The sequence below is a fragment of the Paraburkholderia sp. Ac-20336 genome, assembly GCF_017105025.1.
Classification (GTDB): Bacteria; Pseudomonadota; Gammaproteobacteria; order Burkholderiales; family Burkholderiaceae; genus Paraburkholderia.
Genome location: NZ_JAAGPS010000114.1, coordinates 1 through 23,181 on the forward strand (window position 1 = coordinate 1; position 23,181 = coordinate 23,181).

At 65.9% G+C, this 23,181-nt stretch carries 23 protein-coding genes; 7 read left to right on the top strand and 16 right to left on the bottom strand.

Annotated elements, in window-relative coordinates; translation table 11 throughout:
• Both pdxA and rsmA read left to right on the top strand, forming a co-directional pair.
• Window positions 1-826, top strand: an 826-nt coding sequence (gene pdxA / locus GXB81_RS24410) for a 4-hydroxythreonine-4-phosphate dehydrogenase PdxA (RefSeq protein WP_205990547.1), incomplete at its 5' end; no start/stop codon positions are given.
• 102 nt (window positions 827-928) lie between these two features.
• Window positions 929-1,774: a 16S rRNA (adenine(1518)-N(6)/adenine(1519)-N(6))-dimethyltransferase RsmA gene (gene rsmA / locus GXB81_RS24415; protein WP_205990548.1), complete on the top strand. Its 846-nt coding sequence runs from the start codon at window positions 929-931 to the stop codon at window positions 1,772-1,774.
• Window positions 1,775-1,823: 49 nt separating this feature from the next.
• On the opposite strand, the gene GXB81_RS24420 is transcribed toward rsmA, so the two are convergent.
• The 7 genes from GXB81_RS24420 to glyQ form a co-directional block, all read right to left on the bottom strand.
• Complete coding sequence (locus GXB81_RS24420; protein ID WP_205990549.1) at window positions 1,824-2,768, bottom strand: DMT family transporter; 945 nt, start codon at window positions 2,766-2,768, stop codon at window positions 1,824-1,826.
• A 59-nt stretch (window positions 2,769-2,827) separates the two neighbouring features.
• Complete coding sequence (gene gloA / locus GXB81_RS24425) at window positions 2,828-3,223, bottom strand: lactoylglutathione lyase (RefSeq protein ID WP_167035875.1); 396 nt, start codon at window positions 3,221-3,223, stop codon at window positions 2,828-2,830.
• A 217-nt stretch (window positions 3,224-3,440) separates the two neighbouring features.
• Window positions 3,441-4,334: a SprT family zinc-dependent metalloprotease gene (locus GXB81_RS24430; RefSeq protein WP_167035878.1), complete on the bottom strand. Its 894-nt coding sequence runs from the start codon at window positions 4,332-4,334 to the stop codon at window positions 3,441-3,443.
• A gap of 48 nt (window positions 4,335-4,382) precedes the next feature.
• On the bottom strand, window positions 4,383-5,141 hold the full coding sequence (locus GXB81_RS24435) for a lysophospholipid acyltransferase family protein (protein WP_167035881.1): 759 nt from the start codon (window positions 5,139-5,141) through the stop codon (window positions 4,383-4,385).
• A 40-nt stretch (window positions 5,142-5,181) separates the two neighbouring features.
• A complete protein-coding gene (gmhB, locus tag GXB81_RS24440) occupies window positions 5,182-5,736 on the bottom strand; it encodes a D-glycero-beta-D-manno-heptose 1,7-bisphosphate 7-phosphatase (RefSeq protein WP_167035884.1) in 555 nt (184 codons plus the stop codon).
• Window positions 5,737-5,746: 10 nt separating this feature from the next.
• Window positions 5,747-7,846, bottom strand: a complete 2,100-nt coding sequence (glyS, locus tag GXB81_RS24445) for a glycine--tRNA ligase subunit beta (RefSeq protein ID WP_205990550.1) — start codon at window positions 7,844-7,846, stop codon at window positions 5,747-5,749.
• Between the two features lie 15 nt (window positions 7,847-7,861).
• Window positions 7,862-8,869: a glycine--tRNA ligase subunit alpha gene (gene glyQ, locus GXB81_RS24450; protein WP_167035890.1), complete on the bottom strand. Its 1,008-nt coding sequence runs from the start codon at window positions 8,867-8,869 to the stop codon at window positions 7,862-7,864.
• Between the two features lie 302 nt (window positions 8,870-9,171).
• On the opposite strand from glyQ, the gene GXB81_RS24455 reads away from it, so the two are divergent.
• Both GXB81_RS24455 and GXB81_RS24460 read left to right on the top strand, forming a co-directional pair.
• Window positions 9,172-9,507: a hypothetical protein gene (locus GXB81_RS24455; protein ID WP_205990551.1), complete on the top strand. Its 336-nt coding sequence runs from the start codon at window positions 9,172-9,174 to the stop codon at window positions 9,505-9,507.
• A 54-nt stretch (window positions 9,508-9,561) separates the two neighbouring features.
• Entirely contained in the window at window positions 9,562-10,017 is a 456-nt protein-coding gene (locus GXB81_RS24460; protein WP_205990552.1) for a hypothetical protein, read from the top strand.
• A gap of 235 nt (window positions 10,018-10,252) precedes the next feature.
• Here the strand turns inward: GXB81_RS24460 and GXB81_RS24465 are convergent, their stop codons facing one another.
• The 4 genes from GXB81_RS24465 to GXB81_RS24480 all read right to left on the bottom strand — a co-directional run bounded on the left by GXB81_RS24465 (window position 10,253) and on the right by GXB81_RS24480 (window position 14,556).
• Window positions 10,253-11,863, bottom strand: a complete 1,611-nt coding sequence (locus GXB81_RS24465) for an FMN-binding glutamate synthase family protein (protein WP_205990553.1) — start codon at window positions 11,861-11,863, stop codon at window positions 10,253-10,255.
• Window positions 11,864-12,337: 474 nt separating this feature from the next.
• Window positions 12,338-13,558 (bottom strand): tRNA 2-thiouridine(34) synthase MnmA, encoded by a 1,221-nt coding sequence (gene mnmA, locus GXB81_RS24470; protein ID WP_205990554.1) that lies wholly within the window; start codon window positions 13,556-13,558, stop codon window positions 12,338-12,340.
• A gap of 105 nt (window positions 13,559-13,663) precedes the next feature.
• Complete coding sequence (locus GXB81_RS24475) at window positions 13,664-14,143, bottom strand: NUDIX hydrolase (protein ID WP_167035902.1); 480 nt, start codon at window positions 14,141-14,143, stop codon at window positions 13,664-13,666.
• Window positions 14,144-14,295: 152 nt separating this feature from the next.
• Window positions 14,296-14,556 (bottom strand): hypothetical protein, encoded by a 261-nt coding sequence (locus GXB81_RS24480; RefSeq protein ID WP_205990555.1) that lies wholly within the window; start codon window positions 14,554-14,556, stop codon window positions 14,296-14,298.
• A gap of 2 nt (window positions 14,557-14,558) precedes the next feature.
• Here GXB81_RS24480 and GXB81_RS24485 point away from each other — a divergent pair, with 2 nt between their 5' ends.
• Genes GXB81_RS24485 through GXB81_RS24495 form a run of 3 tightly spaced genes read left to right on the top strand, consistent with a single transcriptional unit; the run spans window position 14,559 to window position 17,490 of the window.
• Window positions 14,559-15,698: a Re/Si-specific NAD(P)(+) transhydrogenase subunit alpha gene (locus tag GXB81_RS24485; RefSeq protein WP_205990556.1), complete on the top strand. Its 1,140-nt coding sequence runs from the start codon at window positions 14,559-14,561 to the stop codon at window positions 15,696-15,698.
• Window positions 15,699-15,711: 13 nt separating this feature from the next.
• Window positions 15,712-16,038 carry an NAD(P) transhydrogenase subunit alpha gene (locus tag GXB81_RS24490; protein WP_167035907.1) on the top strand — a complete coding sequence of 109 codons (327 nt, stop codon included), beginning with the start codon at window positions 15,712-15,714 and terminating at the stop codon, window positions 16,036-16,038.
• On the top strand, window positions 16,039-17,490 hold the full coding sequence (locus tag GXB81_RS24495; protein ID WP_167035910.1) for an NAD(P)(+) transhydrogenase (Re/Si-specific) subunit beta: 1,452 nt from the start codon (window positions 16,039-16,041) through the stop codon (window positions 17,488-17,490).
• An 89-nt stretch (window positions 17,491-17,579) separates the two neighbouring features.
• On the opposite strand, the gene GXB81_RS24500 is transcribed toward GXB81_RS24495, so the two are convergent.
• From GXB81_RS24500 to GXB81_RS24520, 5 genes are all read right to left on the bottom strand, one after another.
• Complete coding sequence (locus tag GXB81_RS24500; protein ID WP_167284707.1) at window positions 17,580-18,320, bottom strand: YafY family protein; 741 nt, start codon at window positions 18,318-18,320, stop codon at window positions 17,580-17,582.
• 37 nt (window positions 18,321-18,357) lie between these two features.
• Window positions 18,358-18,741 (bottom strand): VOC family protein, encoded by a 384-nt coding sequence (locus tag GXB81_RS24505; RefSeq protein ID WP_167035916.1) that lies wholly within the window; start codon window positions 18,739-18,741, stop codon window positions 18,358-18,360.
• A gap of 231 nt (window positions 18,742-18,972) precedes the next feature.
• Window positions 18,973-20,271, bottom strand: a complete 1,299-nt coding sequence (locus tag GXB81_RS24510; protein ID WP_167284706.1) for a class I SAM-dependent RNA methyltransferase — start codon at window positions 20,269-20,271, stop codon at window positions 18,973-18,975.
• A 104-nt stretch (window positions 20,272-20,375) separates the two neighbouring features.
• Complete coding sequence (locus tag GXB81_RS24515; RefSeq protein WP_205990557.1) at window positions 20,376-22,526, bottom strand: site-specific recombinase; 2,151 nt, start codon at window positions 22,524-22,526, stop codon at window positions 20,376-20,378.
• A gap of 58 nt (window positions 22,527-22,584) precedes the next feature.
• Window positions 22,585-23,181, bottom strand: a 597-nt coding sequence (locus tag GXB81_RS24520; protein ID WP_205990558.1) for a PqiC family protein, incomplete at its 5' end; no start/stop codon positions are given.

The following is a 23,181-nucleotide window of genomic DNA, read 5'->3' on the forward strand; positions in this document are numbered from 1 at the left end:
CGTCGACTGGGCCGCGCTGCTCGCCGACGGCCAGCGCGTGCGCGTCGAACACCGCGCGCTCGGCGCGCCGTCGCAGGTGGGCAAGCTCGACGCCGCGAACGGCCGCTACGTGCTCGATCTGCTCGATACCGCGATCGACGGCGCCGTGGCCGGCCGGTTCGACGCGATCGTCACCGCGCCGCTGCAAAAGAGCACGATCAACGATGCCGGCGTGCCGTTCACGGGCCATACCGAATACCTCGCCGAGCGCACCCATACGCCGCGCGTCGTCATGATGCTCGCGGGCACCGGCAAGCAGCCGCTGCGCGTCGCGCTCGCGACCACGCATCTGCCGCTGAAAGACGTCTCCGCGGCGTTGTCGATCGATAGTCTGGTCGAGACGCTGCATATCATCGACCGCGACTTGCGCCAGCACTTCGGCCTGCCCGCGCCGCGCATCCTCGTGACGGGGCTGAACCCGCATGCGGGCGAAAACGGCTACCTGGGACGCGAGGAGATCGACGTCATCACGCCGGCGCTGCAACATGCGAACGCGCAGGGCATCGACGCGCGCGGTCCCTATCCGGCCGACACGCTGTTCCAGCCGCGCTATCTCGAAGAGGCCGACTGCGTGCTCGCGATGTTCCACGACCAGGGCCTGCCAGTCCTGAAGTTCGCGACGTTCGGCGAGGGCATCAACGTCACGCTCGGCTTGCCGATCATTCGCACCTCGGTCGATCACGGCACCGCGCTCGATCTCGCCGGCACCGGCCGCGCCGATGCGGGCAGCCTGATGGCCGCGATCGACACGGCGGTGTCGATCGCGCGGCATCGTCGCACGGCCTGAGGCGGCCGCCGCGCGAGTGGCCCGAATGCGCGGCTCGAATGAGCGGCTCAAGTACGCGGCACAATCCTTTTCTCAAGCAGTTTTCTTTCTGGCGTTTCTTCGATGTCCACCAGCAGACAGCAACAAGGCCGGCACCAGGGCCATCTCGCGCGCAAGCGTTTCGGTCAGAACTTCCTGGTCGACATGGGCGTGATCGATTCGATCGTCGACGTGATCCGGCCGCAGCGCGGCGAGCGCATGGTCGAAATCGGGCCGGGGCTCGGCGCGCTGACCGGACCGCTGATCGAGCGGCTCGCGACGCCCGAGGCGCCGCTGCATGCGGTCGAACTCGACCGCGACCTGATCGGCCGTCTGAAAACGAAATTCGGCAATCTGCTCGAACTGCATGCGGGCGACGCGCTCGCGTTCGATTTCGGCTCGCTCGCCGCGCCGGGCGAGAAGGCGTCGCTGCGGATCGTCGGCAACTTGCCGTACAACATTTCGAGCCCGCTGCTGTTTCATCTGGCGACGTTCGCGGAGCGTGTGATCGACCAGCACTTCATGCTGCAGAACGAAGTGGTCGAGCGCATGGTCGCGGAGCCCGGCACCAAGGCGTTCAGCCGCCTCTCGGTGATGCTGCAGTACCGCTACGTGATCGACAAGCAGCTCGACGTGCCGCCCGAGGCGTTCCAGCCGCCGCCGAAGGTCGATTCGGCGATCGTGCGGATGATTCCGTACGAGCCGCACGAGCTGCCGGTGGTCGACGCAAACGTGCTCGGCGAAGTCGTGACGGCCGCGTTTTCGCAGCGTCGCAAGATGCTGCGCAATACGCTTTCCGCGCTGCGCGACCGTGTCGATTTCGAGGCGCTCGGCTTCGATCTGCAACGCCGCGCCGAAGACGTGCCGGTGGCCGAATATATGAGCGTCGCGCAGGCGCTGGCGGCGAATTCGAAGGGCGCACCGCAATAAGCGGCGCGTGCGCCGTCGTCGTGAGATCGCGAGATGAGCGGCGGCGTGCCTAGGCCTTGCCGCGCTTTGCCTGTGCCGGTGCGTTGACGAGCGCGATGCCGGCCAGCACGAGCAGCGCGGCGCTCAGAAAGCGCGCGCTGAACGATTCGCCGAGCAGCAGCACGCCGAAGGTCACGCCGAACAGCGGCGTGAGAAACGAAAACACCGAGAGTCGCGACGCGATATAGCGCGTGAGCAGCCAGAACCACAACAGATAGCTGACGAATGCGACGACCACCGCCTGATAGGCGAGGCTCGCCAGCGCGAGCGGCGTGACGGTGTCCACGCGCATCTGACCGAGCCCGAGCGCCAGCGCGAGCAATACCACCGCCGATACCGCCAGCTGATAGAACAGCGTCTTGCTCGCGCTCGTATGCGCGAGCCGCGAGCCGCGCACGACGACGGTCGTCGCGGCCCATGCGATGCCGGCGAGCACGCCGAGCGCGTCGCCGGCCGCGCCCGCAAGCGTCGAGCCGTGAGCCGCGCTGGTGTGCAGGAAGCCGTCGGCGAAGGCGAGCGCCATGCCCGCGAACGCGATGATGATGCCGAGCCACTGGATGCGCCGCATCCGTTCGCCCTCGACGAACCAGTGCAGACCGAGCGCGGTGAAGCACGGCGCGGTGTAGAGAAACACCGCCATGCGCGACGCGCTCGTGAGCGTCAGCCCAAGAAAGATGCAGATGAACTCGGCCGCGAACAGCACGCCCGCGAGCAGGCCTGCGCCGAGCGTGCCGTCGTCGCGAAAGAGCGGCGTGCCGCGCGAGCGCGCCCATGCCCACACGAGCACCGCCGCAATCGCCGAGCGCAGCCCCGCCTGGAAGACGGGCGGCAGCGCCGCGTTGGTGCTCTTGATCGCGACCTGCTGGAGTCCCCAGATCGCGCAGAGCCCGATCATCAGCAGGATCGCGAAGCTATCCGGCGCGCGGCGCGCGGGCAAGGCGGTCGTGGTGCTCATGGACGATGGGGTGACGAGAACGTTGTGATTCCGATACCGGGCCCAGGCAAGCGCGGGTCTCAGTCGACGCGGCCCTTCTTCTGGATCAGCTCGATCTTGTAGCCGTCCGGGTCGGCCACGAAGGCGATGACCGTCGTGCCGTGTTTCATCGGACCGGCTTCGCGAGTCACGACACCGCCGCGCTTCTTCACTTCTTCGCATGCGGCATAGGCGTCGTCCACTTCGAGAGCGATATGGCCGTAGCCGGTTCCGAGGTCGTATTGATCGGTGTCCCAGTTGTGCGTCAGCTCGATCGCCGCGGCTTCGGATTCGTCCTCGTAGCCGACGAATGCCAGCGTGAATTTTCCGTCCGGGAAGTCGCTCTTGCGGAGCAGGCGCATGCCGAGAACTTCGGTGTAGAAACGGATGGAAGCGTCCAGATTGCCGACTCGCAGCATGGTATGCAAGATTCGCATGGGTAATCCTTTGAAGGTGGGGCGGTAAATGTCTGGTTGAGTGACGGCAATTGTAAATGATTGCCTCATAGCCTGAATTCGACGCCGCGCGGGCGATGCGGCCTGAGCGGGAGGCACGTCGGCGGGTGCGGCTCGCTCGGGAGCGGGCACGAAGACCGCCGCGACCGGCATGCTGCAAATGCCGCGGCGCATCGAGGCGGCAAATCGAGGCGATGCCTCAAAGCGTCGGCAACAACTCCGGCGGATGCGACTTCAGTGTCTGCCGCGCCTCGCGAAATTCCGGAAAGATCGATTCGACGGTTTGCCAGAAGCGCGGACTGTGATTCATCTCGCGCAGATGCGCGAGTTCGTGCGCGACGACGTAATCGATGATGGACAGCGGAAAGTGAATGAGCCGCCAGTTCAGGCGAATCTTGCCGTCGCTCGAACAACTGCCCCAGCGCGTCGCCGCCGACGACAACGCATACGCGCGATAGTTGACGCCGAGCTTCTGCGCGTAAATCGCGAGGCGCTCGCCGAACAGCCGCTTCGCTTCGCCTTGCAGCCAGCCCTGCACGCGGTCCTTGATCTGCTGCGGATCGGCCTGCAACGGCAGCGGCAATTGCAGCGCGGCATGCTCGGCGCTGAACGCGAGCGTGCCGTGCGGCGCGCCGAGCGTGACGCGCACCGGCTGACCGAGGTACGGCACTTCAGCGCCATCTTTCCAGTCGATCTTCGGCAAGGCGCGCTGTTCGACACGCGTTTGCCATTCGATCAGCTTCGTGAAAATCCAGCGCTGCTTTTCGGTGATCGCGGTTTCGATATCGGCGAGCGTGACCCAGCGCGGCGCGGTGATCGTGAGACCGGTGCTGTCGATCGCAAAGCCGATCGAGCGGCGCGCCGAACGCTTGAGCACGTAGTGCAGCGTGCGCGAACCGATGACGAGACTGCGCAGCTTGCTGCCGTCCGGCGCGAGCGGCGCGGCGGGCGGCATGACCGGTGCCGGATTCGATGAACCCGGCGCGGCAGGTGAAGGGGACGACGACATCGACCCCGGCTCGGCGAAGAGCGGGAGATCGAGCTGGCGGTTTTCGAGCGCCGCAGCGGACGGCGGCGTGGGAGACTTCTGCATCGGCTTCGCTTCGCGCAATACGCCTTCGGGCTTCGAGGGCGTGGCGCGTCAGATGGGGGCGGCGGCGGAGTCGCTGGCCGCCGCGCTATAGGCCGAGGGATCGATGCGGCGCATTTCGGCTTCGATCCACTGTTCGACGCGCGTGTTCACTTCGTCGGGCGTGAGCCCCGTCGTGTCGATCGGCTTGCCGATCGACACCGTGACTATACCCGGATATTTCGTAAACGAGTTGCGCGGCCACACGCGTCCCGCGTTGTGCGCGATCGGCACGACCGGCGCGCCGGTCGCGATCGCGAAGCGCGCGCCGCCGGTCTTGTACTTGCCCTGCTTGCCGGTCGGCGTGCGCGTGCCTTCCGGAAACATGATGACCCACGCGCCTTCGGCCATGCGCGCCTTGCCCTGCTTCGTGACCGATTCGAACGCGTACTTGCCTTCCTTGCGGTTGATGTGAACCATCTTCAGCATGCCGAGCGCCCAGCCGAAGAACGGCACGTACAGCAGTTCGCGCTTGAATACATAGCACAGCGGGCGCGGCATGATCGCCGGAAACGCGAGCGTTTCCCACGCCGACTGATGCTTCGACAGCAGCACGGCCGGACCGTCGGGCAGATTCTCGAAACCTTCGATGCGATAGCGGATGCCGTTCAGGTAGCGCACCGTCCACAGCGTGAGGCGGCACCAGCCGGCTGCCATCCAGTAGCGGTTTTCCGCGCGCAGGAACGGAAACGCGATGAAGCACGCGGTCGCATACGGCACCGTGACCAGCACGAAATAGATCAGCAGCAGCAGGGAACGGAGGAAGCGCATCGGCGTGGTCGGTGAAGGTTGGAAACGCGCGGTGCGCGCGTTATTCCTGAGCGTCGGCGAGAAAGTCGAGCGCGAACGCGCGCAGGTCGTCGTGCACGAGCGTGCCGTCGGGCAGGCCGCCGGCCGCGAGCGTCTTGCGGCCCTTGCCGCTCAGCACGAGATGGGTCGGATGACCGAGCGCCGCGCCCGCCTGCAGATCGCGCAGCGAATCGCCCACGACATGCGTTTGTGCCGGATCGATTTCGAAGCGTTCGGCGATCATCTTCAGCATGCCGGGCTTCGGCTTGCGGCATTCGCAATGATCTTCCGCCGTGTGCGGGCAGAAGAACACCGCGTCGATGCGCGCGCCGACGGCCGCGGCCATGCGATGCATCTTCAGATGCATCGCGTTCAACGCGTCCATGTCGAACAGACCGCGGCCGATGCCCGACTGGTTCGTCGCGACCGCAACGCGATAGCCCGCTTGGTTCAGGCGCGCGATCGCTTCGAGCGCGCCGGGCAGCGCGATCCATTCGTCGGGCGACTTGATGAACGCGTCGGAGTCGACGTTGATCACGCCGTCGCGGTCGAGGATCACCACTTTCTTGTTCGGCATGGCGCGGTACTCAGGCGGCGAGTCGGGAAATGTCGGCGACGCAGTTCATCTGCTGATGCAACGCGCCGAGCAAGGCCAGGCGATTGGCACGCAGCGCCGGGTCGTCGGCGTTGACCATCACGTCGTTGAAGAACGTGTCGACCGGTTCGCGCAGCGCGGCGAGCGCGGTGAGCGCGCCGGTGTACTCGCGCGCGGCCAGTTGCGACTGCACGCGCGGCGCGACCTGTTCGAGCTGCGCGTGCAGCGCTTTTTCCGCCGCCTCGGTAAGCAGCGCCGGCTGCACGCCGCCGTTCGCCGCGCCGTCCGACTTCTTCAGGATGTTCGAGATGCGTTTGTTGGCCGCCGCGAGCGATGCCGCTTCGGCGAGCGACGCGAATTCGCGCACCGCGTCGAGACGCGCGACGATGTCGTCGAGGCGCGTCGGATTCAGCGCGAGCACCGCGTCGATTTCGCCGGCCGCATAGCCGCGTTCGCGCAGGAGGCCGCGCAGGCGATCCATGCTGAACTCGTAGATCGCGTCGGTCGAATCGGCGACGTTCGGCACGCCGGCGAATTGCGCATAGGCGGCGCGCAGCAGTTCGACGAAATCGACCGGCAACTGCTTTTCGACCAGGATGCGCAGCACGCCGAGCGCATGACGGCGCAGCGCGAACGGGTCTTTCTCGCCGGTCGGCTGCAGGCCGATGCCCCAGATGCCGACCAGCGTTTCGAGCTTGTCCGCGAGCGCGACGACGGTGCCGGTCGCGGTGGTCGGCAAGGCGTCGCCCGAGAAGCGCGGCTGATAGTGTTCCGAGCAGGCGAGCGCGACCTCTTCCGGCTCGCCGTCGTGGCGCGCGTAGTACGTGCCCATCGTGCCTTGCAGCTCGGGGAATTCGCCGACCATGTCGGTGATGAGGTCGGCCTTGGCGAGACGCGCGGCGCGCTTCGCGAGCGCGACGTCGGCGCCGGTCAGCGCGGCGATCGCGCCGGCCAGCCCTTCGAGGCGCTCGACGCGTTGCAGCGCCGAGCCGAGCTTGTTGTGATAGACGACGTTCGCGAGCAGCGGCACGCGGTCGGCGAGCGGCTTCTTCTTGTCCTGCGTGAAGAAGAACTTCGCGTCGGCGAGGCGCGGACGCACCACGCGCTCGTTGCCTTCGACGATCTCGTCCGGCGTTTCCGTCTCGATGTTCGACACGATCAGGAAGCGCGAGCGCAGCTTGCCGTTCGCATCGGTCAGCGCGAAGTACTTCTGGTTCGTCTGCATCGTGAGGATCAGGCATTCCTGCGGCACCTGCAGGAATTCGTCCTCGAAGCGGCAGGCGTAGACCACCGGCCATTCGACCAGCGCGGTCACTTCGTCGAGCAGCGACTCGGGCATCACGACCTTGTCGTCGCCGGCCTGTTCGAGCAGTTGCGTGCGGATTGCGTTCTTGCGTTTCGCGAAGCTCGCGATCACGCGGCCCCTGTGTTCGAGCGTTTCGGCATACGAATGCGCATGCTGGATCTGCACGAAGCCTTCGGAGAGGAAGCGATGGCCGAGCGTGGTGTCGTCGGCGTCGATGCCGAGCGCGCTGACCGGCACGACTTCTTCGCCGTGCAGCGCGGTCAGACGATGCGCCGGGCGCACGAATTGCACGCTCGAACCGTCCGGGCGCTGATAGGTCATAAACTTCGGAATCGGCAGCTTCCCGAGCGTTTCGTCGAGCGCGGCCTGCAAGCCGTCGACGAGCGTCGCGCCCGGCGCCGCGTAGCGCAGGAAGAACGCCTCGGCCTTGCCGTCCTGGGCACGTTCGAGATCGTTCACCGAGAAGTCGGGGAAGCCGAGCGCGGCGAGTTTCTTGGTGAGCGGCGCGGTGGGCTGGCCGTCTTTATCGAGCGCGACGGAAACCGGCAGCACTTTTTCGCGCACGTGTTTTTCCGGCGCAACGGCGCGCACGTTGTGAAGCATCACCGCGAGGCGGCGCGGCGTTGCGTAGCCTTCGAACGACGGTTCGCCGTCGATCAGGTCGCGCGCCGCGAGGCGCTGCGCAATGCCTTCGGCGAAAGCGTCGCCGAGACGCGCGAGCGCTTTCGGCGGCAGTTCTTCGGTCAGCAGCTCGACGAGCAGGGTAGCGTGTTGAGATTGAGTCATGGGTTGATATTCTCGTCAGTCCTGATCGATCTTGCGTTCGACTTTCAGCGGCGGCGCCCACGCGGGCATCGCGGCTTCCTGCTCGTCGGTCGTGAGGCCGGGCACGCCGTGCACCGGATTGCCGAGCATCGGGAAGCCGAGCTTTTCGCGCGAGTCGTAGTAGGCCTGCGCGACCAGACGCGACAGCGCGCGAATCCGGCCGATGTAGGCCGCGCGTTCGGTGACCGAGATCGCGCCGCGCGCGTCGAGCAGGTTGAACGTGTGGCCGGCCTTCAGCACGAGTTCATAGGCGGGCAGCGCGAGCTGCGTTTCGATCATGCGCTTCGCTTCCGCTTCGTAGCTGTTGAAGAACGTGAACAGCAGATCGACGTTCGCGTGCTCGAAGTTGTAGGTGGACTGCTCGACTTCGTTCTGGTGATACACGTCGCCATAGCTCAGGCGGCGCAGTTCGGGGCCGTTCGGGCCTTGCTCTTCCCACTCGGTCCAGACGAGGTCGTAGACGTTCTCGACCTTCTGCAGGTACATCGCGAGACGTTCGAGACCGTAGGTGATTTCGCCGAGCACCGGCTTGCAGTCGAGACCGCCGACCTGCTGGAAGTAGGTGAACTGGGTCACTTCCATGCCGTTCAGCCACACTTCCCAGCCGAGCCCCCAGGCGCCGAGCGTGGGGTTTTCCCAGTCGTCCTCGACGAAGCGCACGTCGTTCTGCTTGAGGTCGAAGCCGAGCGCTTCGAGCGAGCCGAGGTACAGGTCGAGGATGTTTTCCGGCGCGGGCTTGAGCACCACCTGGTACTGGTAGTAGTGCTGCAGACGGTTCGGGTTCTCGCCGTAGCGGCCGTCTTTCGGGCGGCGCGACGGTTGCACGTAGGCGGCGCGCCACGGCTCGGGGCCGATCGCGCGCAGGAACGTATGGACGTGGGACGTGCCCGCGCCGACTTCCATGTCGATCGGCTGGAGCAACGCGCAGCCCTGCTTGTCCCAGTAGGACTGCAAGGTCAGGATGATTTGCTGAAACGTGAGCATGAAGTGCCTTTCGGGCAGGGGGCCGTGCCGCGTGCGCCTGAGCGCCCGAGGCGGCCGTGGAGCGAAGTGCTAAACGCGAGATTTTAACGGAAAGGGCGCGGGGCGGCCTGTTTTGCGGGGGCGGACGGGTTGGGGTGCGGTTTTTGGGCGACAGGCGGGGGCGGGCGGCGCGGCCGTCGTTGGGCCGTCACGAAGTGCCTGTCTGAATAAATTTCTCATTTGGGATAAAAATTAGTCCAATTCTGATAGACGCCGGTGCCTGCGCTTTCGATACTGCCGTTTGCACATCACTTCATGCACACATGTTCGAACCATTGCGGGAGCGCATTTTCCGTTTCGCCGGGAACGGACTTTTCAAGCCGAAGGCGCGAGATCGCGGCGGTACCGCAATGGCGGGTGCGGGCAGCCAGATGATTTCGCGCCTGATAACAGGCGTCAGACGGATCGGCATCCGGTTACTGCTTGCAGTCGTCATTGCAGTGCCGGCGAGGGCCAATGACATGCAGGGAACAATGACGAACAGGCAGATGACTTCCGACCAGCAGGCGCAACTGCTGCGCTTCACTGAAGTCGGTTTGAAATGGGCCGCAGGGCAAATCACGTTCGACGACGTAATACAGCGCCTTGGCAAACTTTAATATCAGTCGGAGCAGATAGACCTGATCAAGTATGCGTATTACCAGAACGGTGTTATGTCGATGCATTTCGTTTACGACAAATTGAAACTCGTCGATGGAAAACCCCGCATCGCTTTCGTCGAGATCGAGGTCAGTAACGACGTTCGCACGAACATTCCCTATGAACATTTCGAAAGTCTGGGTCTGCACCGCCTGGTGCGTGGGGAGACAATCGATGGTATTCGTCGGGAAACCCGCCACTTTTTTGCCCCGACAGGCGCTCTCGAAATACCGCAATTCCACGGAAAGAACTACGTCACTTTTGGGTATCGTTTACCGATGCCGCGTGATTCCCTATTCGACGTAACTGCGGGCTTTAGCTACGACGTGAAATGGATCGACGATAGCGGTCCGCCAGCTCTCCACAATATTCGCAAAGCTGAAAACTTACGCGGCCTCGGAATCAGCCGTCATTACCTGACACCCGAAGAACTGGAACAGCGACGTCAGGCCACGCAATGGAAGTACTGAACGATGAATCTGCGCATCGCGCAGGGTATGTCCGTACTTTCACGCCATTAGCTGCTCCTGACGCGGCAGGCATAAGCGACTTCTGATTCGGCACGGAAAGATCAGACATGACAGCAATGGAAAAAACGCGAAGCCACATTCCAGCCTCGGCACGGTCAATCTCGGTTCAGGTGGGAGCCGATGACATGCAAGATACTGCCATCAACAAGCCAACGACTCCCACCGGGCACCGCGCTCAGGTCGCCGCCAGCTCCACCTTCGGCGAGAACGAATCGCATTGCGCGATCGGCCAGTACTTCTCGAACAGCGTATAGCGATAGTTGCCGTTGAGCAGGTCGTTCGGTTCGAGATACTTGAGCAGGTCCGACATGAGCCGCACTTCATGCGACGACACGCGCCGCACGATGTGATGCGCGCGCAGTTCCGCCGGGTGGTGCAGCCCCGCCGCCTGGATGATCTCCTGCAAGGCGTGCAGCGTGTTGTGGTGGAAGTTGAACACGCGCTCGGCTTTGTCCGGCACGACGAGCGCGCGCTGGCGCACCGGGTCCTGGGTCGCGACGCCGGTCGGGCAGCGGCCCGTGTGGCAGGTCTGCGCCTGGATGCAGCCGACCGCGAACATGAAGCCGCGTGCCGCGTTGACCCAGTCCGCGCCGATTGCGAGCGTCTTCGCGATGTCGAACGCGGTAATCATCTTGCCGCTCGCGCCGATGCGGATGCGCTGCCGCAAGCCGATGCCGACCAGCGTGTTGTGCACGAGCAGCAGCCCTTCCTGCAGCGGCACGCCGACGTGATCGGTGAATTCGAGCGGTGCCGCGCCGGTGCCGCCTTCCGCGCCATCGACGACGATGAAGTCTGGCAGGATGCCGGTGTCCAGCATCGCCTTGGCGATGCCGAAGAATTCCCACGGATGCCCGATGCACAGCTTGAAGCCGGTCGGCTTGCCGCCCGACAGCGTGCGCAGCCGCTCGACGAATTCGAGCAGTTCGCGCGGCGTCGAGAACTCGGAGTGCGTGGCCGGCGAAATGCAGTCGCGGCCCATCGGCACGCCGCGCGTTTCCGCGATTTCGGGCGTGATCTTGGCGGCCGGCAGCACGCCGCCGTGGCCGGGCTTCGCGCCTTGCGAAAGCTTGATCTCGATCATCTTCACCTGCGGCTCGGCGGCCTGTCTGGCGAATTTCTCGGGGTTGAACGTGCCGTCGTCGTTACGGCATCCAAAGTAACCCGAGGCGATTTCCCAGATGATGTCGCCGCCATGTTCGCTGTGATACTTCGACATCGAGCCTTCGCCGGTGTCGTGCGCGAAGTTGCCTTTCTTCGCGCCGAGGTTCAGCGCCATGATCGCGTTGGCCGACAGCGAGCCGAAGCTCATCGCCGAGACGTTGAAGATCGACATCGAATACGGCTGCGCGCGATCGGGTCCGACGACGATGCGAAAGTCGTGGCCGTCGAGCTTCGTCGGCGCGAGCGAGTGGCTGATCCATTCGTGCGCGACCGCTTTCACGTCGAGTTCGGTGCCGTACGGGCGGCTGTCGACGTCGTTCTTCGCACGCTGATAGACGATGCTGCGCTGCGCGCGCGAGAACGGTTTTTCGTCGGTATCGTCCTCGACGAAGTACTGCCGGATCTCCGGGCGGATGAACTCGAAGATGAAGCGCATATGGCCCCAGAGCGGGTAGTTGCGCAGGATCGCATGGCGCTGCTGGGTCAGGTCGAACAGGCCGAGCGCGACGAGCGCCGCCGGCACGACGAGCCAGAACCACGACAGGTGATGCGTCGCGGCAAGCGCGGCACATGCGACGAGGAGCGCGACTGCGCACCACATGGCCAGATAGCGTCGAGAAAACATGGAGACTCCGGTACGGTGAAAATCATTGCGGCGGGATCGTGCGCGCGGGTCGCGCGGACGGCATCCGCCGCGAAGGAAAACGGGTGGCCGTGGGTCGGCGTACAGCGGATGTTAGCCCGAAATGTTAGCCCGAAGCGGCCGCGCGCGCCGTGGCGTGCGCAGGGCGTGCAAAGCTCGCGAGCCCGGGGACGCACGAAAAGGCACGAAAAGCGGCGAAGCGCGGGCAGGCGGGCGGCAGCTTACGGTCGCACGCGAAGGTGAAGCTCGTGTGACTCGGGCGCGCAAGGCGACGGGAACGGATGAGGCGAGCGCAGCGGCTGCGGCGGACATGGCGGCCACGGCCGGGGGGCCGGGGCGGCGGGACGTATCAGGTGCGGCGGGGGGGCAGGGCAGCGGGGCATATCAGGCGCGGTGCGGCGGGAAGCCGGAACCACGCAACACGCCGTTCCCGCCACCCACGCCGCTTTGCCTCGCTCAATGTCCGCCGAGCAGCGCCGCTTTTTGCAGTGTGCCCTGCGGCTTTTTCCGCGCGCGCGCTTTCGGCTGTTTGGGCGGCTGGGCTTGCGGCAGTTCGGCCGGCTGGCCGGTCATCGCCTGTTCGATGATGCCGCCGCCGAGGCACACGTCGCCGTCGTAGAGCGCCGCCGATTGTCCCGGCGTGACGGCCCATTGCGCGGCCTCGAAGGTCAGCTCGAAGAGGCCGTTGCCGGCCGCGCCGCCCTTGGCGCTGCCGAACGTGCAGGCCGCGTCGGCTTGCCGGTAGCGCGTTTTCGCGCCGCACACGAAGCCTTCGGGCGGCGGCTCGCCTGCGACCCAGCTCGTATTGCCGGCCGACAGCGTGTGGCACAGCAGCCACGGATGCTCGTGGCCCTGCGCGACGAACAGCGTATTCGAGGCAATGTCCTTGGCCGCGGCGAACCACGGATCGCCGTTGCCGTCCTTGCTGCCGCCGAGGCCGATGCCCTTGCGCTGGCCGAACGTGTAGAACGCGAGGCCGATGTGTTCGCCGACCACCTTGCCGTCGGTCGTCATCATCGGGCCGGGCTGGGTCGGCAGATAGCGGTTCAGGAAGTCGCGGAACGGCCGTTCGCCGATGAAACAGATGCCGGTCGAGTCCTTCTTCTTCGCGTTCGGCAGGCCGATCTGTGCGGCGATCTCGCGTACCTTCGTCTTCGGCATTTCGCCGAGCGGAAACAGCGTCTTCGACAGTTGCGCCTGGTTCAGTCGGTGCAGGAAGTACGACTGGTCTTTCGTATGATCCAATGCCTTCAGCAGTTCGAAGCGGCCGTCGCGCTCGTGGTTCTGGCGCACGCGCGCGTAGTGGCCGGTCGCGATGGTTTCCGCGCCGAGCGACATCGCGTGATCGAGAAAGGCCTTGAACTTGATTTCGGCGTTGCACAGCACGTCCGGGTTCGGCGTGCGGCCGGCCGAGTATTCGCGCAGGAATTCGGCGAACACGCGGTCCTTGTATTCGGCCGCGAAGTTGACCGCTTCGACGTCGATGCCGATCAGGTCCGCCACCGACACCACGTCGATCCAGTCCTGGCGGGTCGAGCAGTATTCGCTGTCGTCGTCGTCTTCCCAGTTCTTCATGAACAGGCCGACCACGTCGTAGCCCTGTTCCTTCAGCAGCCACGCGGTGACCGACGAATCGACGCCGCCCGACATGCCTACTACGACTTTGCGCTTGCTCATAAGGTGCTCATTGGGTGCTGCATGACTGCATGGATCGTGAAATGGCCGCTCGTGACGGCTGCTGCAACGGTTGCCGGGCGGTTGGCCGCGGCGCTTATCTGGCGCTTATCTTTTCGGCCCGACCGAATGCGTGTGCACGAAGTCGAGCGGGAAACGCCGGCCGGCCAGGTAATCGTCGACGCATTGCATGACGAGCGGCGTGCGGTGCCGCTCGGGGCAGGCACGTAACTCGTCGGCGCTCATCCACAGCGTGCGGACGATGTCGGGATCGAGCGCGCGCGCCGGGTCCGGTGCGCCGCCCGCGCCGCAATAGGTGAAGCGCAGGTACGTGATGCCCTCGCGCTCCGGCCGCTCGAAGTGGGTCATGTACATGCCGACTAGCGCTTCAGGCGCGAACGAATGGGCGGTTTCCTCGAGCGTTTCGCGGATCACCGCGTCCAGCAGCGTTTCGCCCGCTTCCAGATGGCCGGCGGGCTGGTTCAGGCGCAGGCCGGCGGCGGTGTGCTCCTCGACCAGCAGGAAGCGCCCGTCACGCTCGACGATCGCCGCGACGGTCACGTGCGGCAGCCAGGTTTCCGGTTTCATGGGTGCGCATTTTACCGGTTATGGGCATGGGCTGCCGGGCGTCGGCGCGGGCGGGGCCGGGGTGGCCGGCGCGGCTTGCGTGGCCGTACGGCCGCGCGGCCGGAGGATGAGAGTGCGGATAAGCCAGGGATTGGCGAGGAATAGGCGAGGCATCAGCCGGGAATAAGCAACGAATAAGCAACGAATAAGCGACGAATAAGCGACGAATAAGCGACGAATAAGCGACGAATAAGCGACGAATAAGCACGCCCGTCCGGAATCGCCCAGCCACATTGCCGTGCCCCCCGCATTGACCCCGATTTTTGCACCGCGGCGGTTTCGGTTAAAGTGGGACCTTCGTTAGCCGTTGCATCTGCAAGCCGGCGTGCCTCGTCGGCCGATCCGTCGTCAAACAGGAAGTCGAGGAGGAACAACGATGCACATCGGAGTGCCAGCCGAGACGCGCGCGCATGAAACCCGCGTTGCCGCGACGCCCGAAACGGTCAAGAAATACGTGGCGCAGGGCCACCGCGTCACGCTCCAGAACGGCGCCGGGGCCGGCGCGAGCTTTCCCGACGAGGCTTATACGGCCGTGGGCGCGGAAATCGTCGATGCGGCCACCGCGTTCGGCGCCGATCTCGTCCTCAAGGTCCAGTCCCCCACCGACACCGAACTGCCGCTCCTGAAGCGCGGCGCGACGCTTGTCGGCATGCTCGATCCGTTCAACGCCGACAACGCCCAGAAGCTCGCCGCCGCCGGCCTCACCGCGTTTGCGCTCGAAGCCGCGCCGCGCACCACGCGCGCGCAGAGCCTCGACGTGCTGTCGTCGCAGGCGAACATCGCCGGCTACAAGGCGGTGCTGCTCGCGGCGACGCTCTATCCGCGTTTCATGCCGATGCTGATGACGGCCGCCGGCACCGTGAAGGCCGCACGCGTGCTGATTCTCGGCGCGGGCGTGGCCGGCTTGCAGGCCATCGCGACCGCGAAGCGCCTCGGCGCCGTGCTCGAAGCGTCGGACGTGCGGCCGGCCGTGAAGGAGCAGATCGAATCGCTCGGCGCCAAGTTTCTCGACGTACCTTACGAAACCGACGAAGAGCGCGAAGCCGCGCAAGGCGTCGGCGGCTACGCGCGGCCGATGCCGCCGTCGTGGCTTGCGCGCCAGGCGGCGCTCGTGCATGAGCGCGCGAAGCAGGCCGACGTGGTGATCTCGACCGCGCTGATTCCGGGCCGTCCCGCGCCGACGCTGCTGTCGGTCGACACCGTGCAGGCGATGAAGCCGGGCTCGGTCATCGTCGATCTGGCGGCCGGGCGCGGTGCGGAATACGAGGGCCGGCGCGGCGGCAACTGTCCGCTGACCGAGGCGGACCAGGTGGTCGTCAAGCACGGCGTGCAGATCGTCGGCTATACGAACCTGCCGGCGATGGTGCCCGCCGATGCGTCGTCGCTGTACGCGCGCAACCTGCTCGACTTCCTGAAGCTGATCGTCACCAAGGAAGGCGCGCTCAACATCGATCTCGCGGACGACATCGTCGCGGCCACGCTGCTGGCGCGCGACGGTCAGGTCACGCGCAAGTAACGGGAGAGCGGCGATGGAAGTCATCAATCACACCGTGATCAATCTGATCATCTTCGTGCTGGCGATCTACGTCGGCTATCACGTGGTCTGGAACGTCACGCCCGCGCTGCATACGCCGCTGATGGCCGTGACCAACGCGATCTCGGCGATCGTGATCGTCGGCGCGATGCTCGCGGCGGGCCTGACGGTCGGCGGCGCGGGCAAGTTCTTCGGCACGATCGCGGTCGCGCTCGCGGCCGTCAACGTGTTCGGCGGCTTTCTCGTCACGCGGCGAATGCTCGAGATGTTCAAGAAGAAAGAGCCGAAGAAACTTCCCGCTGGCGGCAAGGAGGGTGCGTAAATGAGCCTGAACGTCGTCACGCTGCTGTATCTGGTCGCGTCGGTCTGCTTCATCCAGGCGCTCAAGGGGCTGTCCAATCCGAAGACCGCGCGCGTCGGCAATACCTTCGGCATGGTCGGCATGGCGATCGCGATTCTCACGACCATCGCGCTGATCTCGAAAGAGGCCGCCGCGCTCGGCTCCAATCTCGGCCTCGGGCTCGGCCTGCTGCTGGGCGGGCTGGTGGTCGGCGGCGCGATCGGTGCGTTCGTCGCCGCGCGCGTCGAGATGACGAAGATGCCCGAACTCGTCGCGGCCATGCACTCGCTGATCGGTCTAGCCGCGGTGTGCATCGCGTATGCGGTCGTCTCCGAGCCCGCCGCGTTCGGCCTCATCGATCCCGACAATCCAATCCCGGGCTTCCTACCGTACGGCAATCGTATCGAGCTGTTCATCGGCACGTTCGTCGGCGCGATCACGTTCTCGGGCTCGGTGATCGCGTTCGGCAAGCTGTCGGGCAAGTACAAGTTCCGGCTCTTCCAGGGCGCGCCGGTCGTGTACGCGGGCCAGCATCTGATCAACCTGATGCTCGCGCTCGCGATGATCGGCTTCGGCATCCTCTTCTTCCTCACGCAATCGTGGCTGCCGTTCATCATCATGACGGTCATTGCGTTCGTGCTCGGTGTGCTCATCATCATTCCGATCGGCGGCGCGGACATGCCGGTCGTCGTGTCGATGCTGAACTCGTACTCGGGCTGGGCGGCGGCCGGCATCGGCTTCTCGCTGAACAATCCGATGCTGATCATCGCGGGCTCGCTGGTGGGTTCGTCGGGGGCGATCCTGTCGTACATCATGTGCAAGGCGATGAACCGCTCGTTCTTCAACGTGATTCTCGGCGGCTTCGGCAACGAGGCGGGCGCGGCGACGGGCGGTGCGACGGAGCAGCGTCCGGTGAAATCGGGTTCGGCCGACGATGCCTCGTTCATGCTCGGCAACGCCGAAACCGTCGTGATCGTGCCGGGCTACGGGCTGGCCGTGGCGCGCGCGCAGCATGCGTTAAAGGAGTTGACCGACAAGCTCGTCGAGAAGGGCATCGAGGTGAAGTACGCGATTCACCCGGTGGCGGGCCGCATGCCGGGTCACATGAACGTGCTGCTCGCCGAGGCCGAGGTGCCGTACGACATGGTCTACGAGATGGAAGACATCAACGGCGAGTTCGGCCAGGTCGACGTGGTGCTCGTGCTCGGCGCGAACGACGTGGTGAATCCGGCGGCGAAGAACGATCCGAAGTCGCCGATCGCGGGCATGCCGATCATCGAGGCGTACAAGGCGCGCACCGTGATCGTCAACAAGCGTTCGATGGCGGCGGGCTATGCCGGGCTCGACAACGACCTGTTCTACATGGACAAGACGATGATGGTGTTCGGCGACGCGAAGAAGGTGATCGAGGAGATGGTGAAGGCGGTGGAGTAGGCGTACCCGGTTTCGTTGTTCGCGGTTCGTTTCAGTCCACTCGCCGCTCGCCGCCTGTGCTGATAGCAACGGCGACGGGCGGCGGGCTCTCACCGCGACTTCGCATTGACATGCCGCAGCAGGTCCGCGAGCCGCCTGCCTTCCCGATCAGGATAAGTTTCGAGCACCTCGAGATCGCGGATCTTTTCGAGCCCGAAATTGCGGAAATCGCCGCGCAGTTCGCACCATGCACCGAGCGTCCAGCGCGCGCCCCAATACGCGAGCGCGAGCGGCCAGACGCGCCGCTCGGTGTTCGCGCCGTTCGCGTCGGTGTACGCGAAACGCACCACCTGGCGCATGTCGATCGCGCGATGCAGCGTGTCGAGCTGCGCCGAAAAATCCCCTTTGATGTGAAACGACGGTGCGAAGATCGCGAGCCGTTCGAGCGTCGCGCGCTTGTCGGCGGGCATCGCCGAGGCGATCTTCGCAAGTGCTCCGCGCGCGCCGCTCGCGAAGCCCGCGCCGCCCCACGATTCGAGCATGCGCGCGCCGGCTGCGAGCGCGGCGAGTTCGTCGGCGGTGAAGGTGAGCGGCGGCAGACTCGCCGAGCGCGAGAGCCGGTAGCCGATGCCGGCTTCGCCTTCGATCGGCACCCCTGACAATTGCAGATCGCGCACGTCGCGATAGACCGTGCGCAGCGAAACGTTGAGCCAGTCGGCCAGTTGCTGCGCGGTGGTCAGGCGCCGCCCGCGCAGCAACTCGGCGATCTGGAACAGGCGGTCGGCGCGGCGCGTCATCGTGGGCGTCGGGTAGAAGAGGAGGGGGAGGGTCCCGCGATGATAGCGCCGCATGGCGGCTTCCGGTGGACGTGCGGCGAGCCGGGTGCGCCTAGCCGTTGGTACGCGAATGCAGGCCGACGCGGTTGCCCTCGGTATCGATGAAGAACGCGATATAGCCGATATCCTGCGGCAGCTCGATCACCGGGCCGTCGGTCTTGCCGCCCGCCCGCTCGATGCGCGCGAGGGCGGCGTTGACGGTGGGCTGCGCGTTCAGGTAGACGGTGACGCCGTCGGCGGCAGGCTTCATCGACGGGCCGTGGACGATCGCGCCGCCGGTGGCCGGCTCTTCATAGCCGAACGTGGCGATCGGCTGACCGCCGAACTCCTGGCGGTTCAGTTCGACATCGAGCGCGGCTTCGTAAAAGCGCACCGCGCGGTCGAAATCGACGGACGGAATTTCGAACCAGGCAACGACTTTGGGCAATGCGGACATGACACTCTCCTTCGGTTGGCAGTAGGCCGTACAAGGCGCCGGATGGCGTGAGAAGGAGTGTGCTGGAGGGCTGCTGACAGCGTAGTGGCAGTAGGGGACGAGTGGTTTGTCTGTGCCGTCGTCCCTTACCACATCAAATGAAAAAGCCACGGTCGTGAGACCATGGCTTTTCTTGCCGGCATGGCGTGCTTGCAATGCGGCGTCGCTTGAGGCTTGACGCGCTTCGTTGCCTTAGCCCGCCGCCGACACATCCCCCTGCGGCCGCTGCCGTACACTGCCCGCGATCAGGTCGAAGCGGAACAGCCGGCATTCGAGCGCGCCGTTAAAGAGCGGTGTCTTGGTCGATTCGCGCAGCCGCAACTGGCCCGGCAGCTTGCGATCCGAGGTCAGGATAAACGCGTTCCAGCCAGCAAAACGCTGCTTCAATGCATTGCCGAGCGACTGGAAAAATTCGCTGTCGGGCGCTTCTTCCTGAATGCGGCGAAAGCCGTCGTCGTCGCGATGCTCGCGATTGCCGCGTCCTTCGCGCAACTCGCCGCGTGCATTGCGGCCGCGCACTTCGATCCGCTCGCCATACGGCGGATTCGCGACGAGGATGCCGGCCCCCGAGGCGGGCGGCGTCATGTCGCGCGCATCGAGCTGCTTGAGCGGAATCGTCGGCAAGCCGGCGCGCTCGAAGTTCGCGCGTGCTTTTTCGAGCATGTCGCCGGAGATGTCGCTGCCGAAAATCTGCAAGTCGGTGCCGCGAGAACCGCGTGCCGTGTTTTTCGCTTCGAGCGCCGCGCCCTTCAGCGCTTGCCAGGTCCGCGAGTCGAACTGCTTGAGCTTCTCGAAGCCGAAGCGGCGCTCGACGCCCGGCGCGATGTTCAGCGCAACCTGCGCCGCTTCCGCGAGGAACGTGCCGCTGCCGCACATCGGGTCGTAGAGCGGCGTGCCGGCTTGCCAGCCCGTGAGACGCAGAATGCCCGCCGCGAGGTTTTCGCGCAGCGGCGCGGCACCCTTGTCGAGACGCCAGCCGCGCTTGAAGAGCGGGTCGCCCGACGTGTCGAGGTAAAGCGTGCAATCGGTCGCCGTCAGGAACGCGAACACGCGCACGTCGGGCATCGCGGTGTCGATGCTCGGGCGCGCGCCGCTCTTTTCGCGCAGACGGTCGCAGATCGCGTCCTTCACGCGCAGCGTCGTGAATTCGAGGCTGCGCAGCGGCGACTTGATCGCGGTGACGTCGACACGCAGCGTCTCGTGCGCGGAGAACCACTGCTCCCAGCGCTGTTCGACCGCGAGTGCGTAGATGTCCTGTTCGTTGCGGTAGGGCCGATGCGCGATTTTCAGCAGCACGCGGCTCGCGAGTCGCGAATGCAGGTTGGCGGCCATGCCGGCAGCCCAGCCGCCGCGGAAATGCACGCCGCCCGGCACCTGGGCGCCGGCCGTGAACGGTGCGCCGTTCAGATGCTGGGCGGCAATTTCGGCGAGTTCGGCCGCGAGCGGAGCTTCGAGCCCGCGCGGGCAAGGAAGGAAGAAATCGAAGGACATTGAGGTTGCCGCAAGGCTTGGGATAAGGCGCTATTGTACGCGGTCGGGGTGGGCGGCCCGGCGCGATTCGTGCCGGGCCAGGCGAGGGTGCCGCCCGGCTCGCCTTACCGCCCCTGCGGTTCCACCTTTGCCGGCCACACGAGTTCCAGCGGCCGCCGCCGCAGCCGCTGCCAGATTGCGCCACGCAGCGAGCGCACCGCGCTGCGCCGCAAATCGCGCGATTTCGCGGCCATATAGAACGCCAGCGCGAAACTGACTGCGACGTTGAGAATCGCCATGCTGCCGACGCCCGCCACCGCCCACCACAACGCCGGCAGTCGCAGCGCGTCCTTGCCGAGCACGCCGAGCGCGACGCCGATCGAGCCGGCGCTGAGCGTCACGTGACGCACCTCGAACTTGAACGCGAACGCGGTCAGGATCGCCGGCACGAGTCCGAGCATCAGACCGAGCGTGATATTGCCGGCCACGCCCGCGACGTTCGTGCGGCAGAAACGTGCGAGACGCTCGGCACCGGCCGCGCCGAGCGTCATGCGCAGACGGCGGTTGTAGGCGAGCGCATCGGCGACGCGATGCAGGATGAACCAGTTGTCCGCCCAGCCCGCGAGCAGGCTCGACGACCACAGCAGCACGCCGGTCAGCGCCGCGTAGAACGGCGTCGGCCCGACGAGCGAGAACGACTGCAGCGTCGCGAGCGCCTTGTCGGCGGAGATCAGATCGGTGTGGAACAGCGCGTGCCACAGCAGGTCCACGCCGAGGCTCACGGGGAACACGAGCAGCACGTTGCCGAGCACGGCGGCGGCCTGGGTGCGCATCAGCGCCGTCACCGAGCTGACGAAGCTGTCGACGCCCGCCGGCGTGCCGACGTCGTCGAGTTCGCGCGCGAGCGTCGGCGCGGTCATGGCCGGCTGCTTGGTCGCGAGCGAGAAGTGCAGGAAGTGCATGAGCAGGAAGCTCGCCGAGTAGTTGATGCCGGCGAGCAGGCCTTCGAGCATCGCGTGCAGATGCGCGCCCGTGATCGCGAACTTCACGCAGACCGTCACGACGGTGACGAGCCCGCCGCCGGCCGCCATGCGCATCATCTTCAGATACTCGGCGCGGTCGCGCGCGATGTAGTGCTCGCCGGTGTCGGCGCTGTACTCGACGACCTTGCGCGCGAGCAGCGAGAAATTGCTGCGCGCGAGATGCGCGACGCTCTGGCTGGCCTGATTCGCGCGTACGAGTTCGGCGCTCAGGCGCGCGACCGCGCGCAGGTCGTCGCGCGCGAGCCATGCGTCGAGCAGATGCTCGGCGCGTTCGATGCGCATGCGCATCCGCTCGACCTGGAACACGATGTCGACGCTCACGCCGTTGCGATACAGATGCGCGAACACGTTGTCGGTCGCGACGCGGCACTCGTCGAGCAGCAGCCGCAGATAGTTGACCTCGCGCAGCAGCGGCTCCTGCGGGCCGCCCGCGGCGTAGGCGTCGTGGGCGGCTTCGAGCGCGAGCATCGCGCGCGTGAGCCGGTAGAACGGCTGTTTTTCCATCGCGACGCGCACGTCGCTGGTGTCGTCGGCGAGTGCGTCGCTTGCGGCCGCGCCGCCGAGGCGGCTGCGCACCGTCTGCGACAGACCGGTCGAGCTGATCTGGCAGGTGAGGTTATGCAGCGCGGCGAGCAGATCGAGCGAGAACGGCGTGCTGTTGCGCGCTGCGTCTTCAGCGGAGGCGAAGCCGAACAGCGCGTGAATGCGCGCGAGCAGATCGGCGGGCAGCGTGTCGATCCATTCGGCGTCGAGCCCGGAGCCGAACATCAGCGTGACGATCGCGGTGAGGTCGCGGCGGTTCGGCGCGGGCGGGATCAGCGAGGCTTCGACGCGCTCGAACACCGCGCCGAAGAAGCCGGAATGCACGGGCATGCCGGCGTCGCAGAGCAGCGAAAGGCTGTCGCTTTCGCGCAGCAGCGCGCGCAGAATGCCGGCCACGTTGGCCTTCCACGCGGGATTGCGATCGAGCACGTGCAGCAGATAGCGGATGCGCGTGTGCGCGGGGTTCTTCGATGGCGGCGCGGCGGATTCGGCGGCGCTGTTCGCGGCCTCGGTCACGCCGGGCTGCACCGCGCGGCCGCGGCGAATCCAGTGCGCGAGTTCGATCAGCCATTCGCTGCGCTCCGCGTAGGGCGCGGTTTGATCGGCAATCGCGAGCAGCGCATCGAGTTGATGCCCGCCGTCGCGCGACGCGCGCCATTTTCTGATGAGTCGTTTGAGCGAGTCGAACATGGTTTTTCTGTGTCCTGCGGATGCCGAGGGGGATGGGTGGGCCGGTGCCTCGAATGCTTCAGGCGCCGCTTCCCGTGTTCATCCCCGCGGCCGGACAGGGCGGCACGACCACCGCCGCCGCTTTTCCTGTCGCCGCCCCCGACGCACCCGCCATCCCCACACCGCTCGCCGCCATCGCCCGCACCGCCGACGCGATCTGCGTCGACACCTCCGCGAGCGCGCGCCGATGTCCGTCGACGAGCGCGTCATACCCGCTGCCAACCGTCTCGCCGACCACGCTGCGGCACGTCATCACCGCATTGCCGCGCACGGCCCGCACGCTCCACACCGCATCGATCAGCGCATGCGAGCCGGGCCACGATTCGAAGCGCTGCACGTTCATGGCGATCCGGTACACCGGCGTGTTGTCCGAACGCGCGGTGCCGAACGCATCGAGGGTGCCGAGCTGCTGCGTCAGGTCCGTCGACAGCGCGCGGCGAATTTCGTCGCCAGGCAGCGAGGCCCAGCGCTCCTGTTCGAGCAGTTGTACCTGGGTCGGACCGCTTTGCACGACCAGCTGATTTCTCGACACCTGCGGCGGCACGTTGACCGGCGCGACTTCGATCAGCCACGCGGGCGCGGGCGCCGTGCGCGCCCGCGTGGCTGATCGAAGTCG

Coding starts and splice junctions, on each gene's coding strand:
- GXB81_RS24475 (WP_167035902.1), bottom strand. CDS start 14,143: ATGAAACCGGAAACCTGGCTGCCGCACGTGACCGTCGCGGCGATCGTC.
- GXB81_RS24490 (WP_167035907.1), top strand. CDS start 15,712: ATGGAAGTCATCAATCACACCGTGATCAATCTGATCATCTTCGTGCTG.
- GXB81_RS24430 (WP_167035878.1), bottom strand. CDS start 4,334: ATGCAGAAGTCTCCCACGCCGCCGTCCGCTGCGGCGCTCGAAAACCGC.
- GXB81_RS24505 (WP_167035916.1), bottom strand. CDS start 18,741: ATGTCCGCATTGCCCAAAGTCGTTGCCTGGTTCGAAATTCCGTCCGTC.
- rsmA (WP_205990548.1), top strand. CDS start 929: ATGTCCACCAGCAGACAGCAACAAGGCCGGCACCAGGGCCATCTCGCG.
- GXB81_RS24435 (WP_167035881.1), bottom strand. CDS start 5,141: ATGCGCTTCCTCCGTTCCCTGCTGCTGCTGATCTATTTCGTGCTGGTC.
- gloA (WP_167035875.1), bottom strand. CDS start 3,223: ATGCGAATCTTGCATACCATGCTGCGAGTCGGCAATCTGGACGCTTCC.
- GXB81_RS24455 (WP_205990551.1), top strand. CDS start 9,172: ATGTTCGAACCATTGCGGGAGCGCATTTTCCGTTTCGCCGGGAACGGA.
- GXB81_RS24500 (WP_167284707.1), bottom strand. CDS start 18,320: ATGCGGCGCTATCATCGCGGGACCCTCCCCCTCCTCTTCTACCCGACG.
- GXB81_RS24510 (WP_167284706.1), bottom strand. CDS start 20,271: ATGTCCTTCGATTTCTTCCTTCCTTGCCCGCGCGGGCTCGAAGCTCCG.
- GXB81_RS24420 (WP_205990549.1), bottom strand. CDS start 2,768: ATGAGCACCACGACCGCCTTGCCCGCGCGCCGCGCGCCGGATAGCTTC.
- GXB81_RS24465 (WP_205990553.1), bottom strand. CDS start 11,863: ATGTTTTCTCGACGCTATCTGGCCATGTGGTGCGCAGTCGCGCTCCTC.
- GXB81_RS24485 (WP_205990556.1), top strand. CDS start 14,559: ATGCACATCGGAGTGCCAGCCGAGACGCGCGCGCATGAAACCCGCGTT.
- GXB81_RS24515 (WP_205990557.1), bottom strand. CDS start 22,526: ATGTTCGACTCGCTCAAACGACTCATCAGAAAATGGCGCGCGTCGCGC.
- glyQ (WP_167035890.1), bottom strand. CDS start 8,869: ATGCTCACGTTTCAGCAAATCATCCTGACCTTGCAGTCCTACTGGGAC.
- glyS (WP_205990550.1), bottom strand. CDS start 7,846: ATGACTCAATCTCAACACGCTACCCTGCTCGTCGAGCTGCTGACCGAA.
- mnmA (WP_205990554.1), bottom strand. CDS start 13,558: ATGAGCAAGCGCAAAGTCGTAGTAGGCATGTCGGGCGGCGTCGATTCG.
- GXB81_RS24495 (WP_167035910.1), top strand. CDS start 16,039: ATGAGCCTGAACGTCGTCACGCTGCTGTATCTGGTCGCGTCGGTCTGC.
- GXB81_RS24460 (WP_205990552.1), top strand. CDS start 9,562: ATGTCGATGCATTTCGTTTACGACAAATTGAAACTCGTCGATGGAAAA.
- gmhB (WP_167035884.1), bottom strand. CDS start 5,736: ATGCCGAACAAGAAAGTGGTGATCCTCGACCGCGACGGCGTGATCAAC.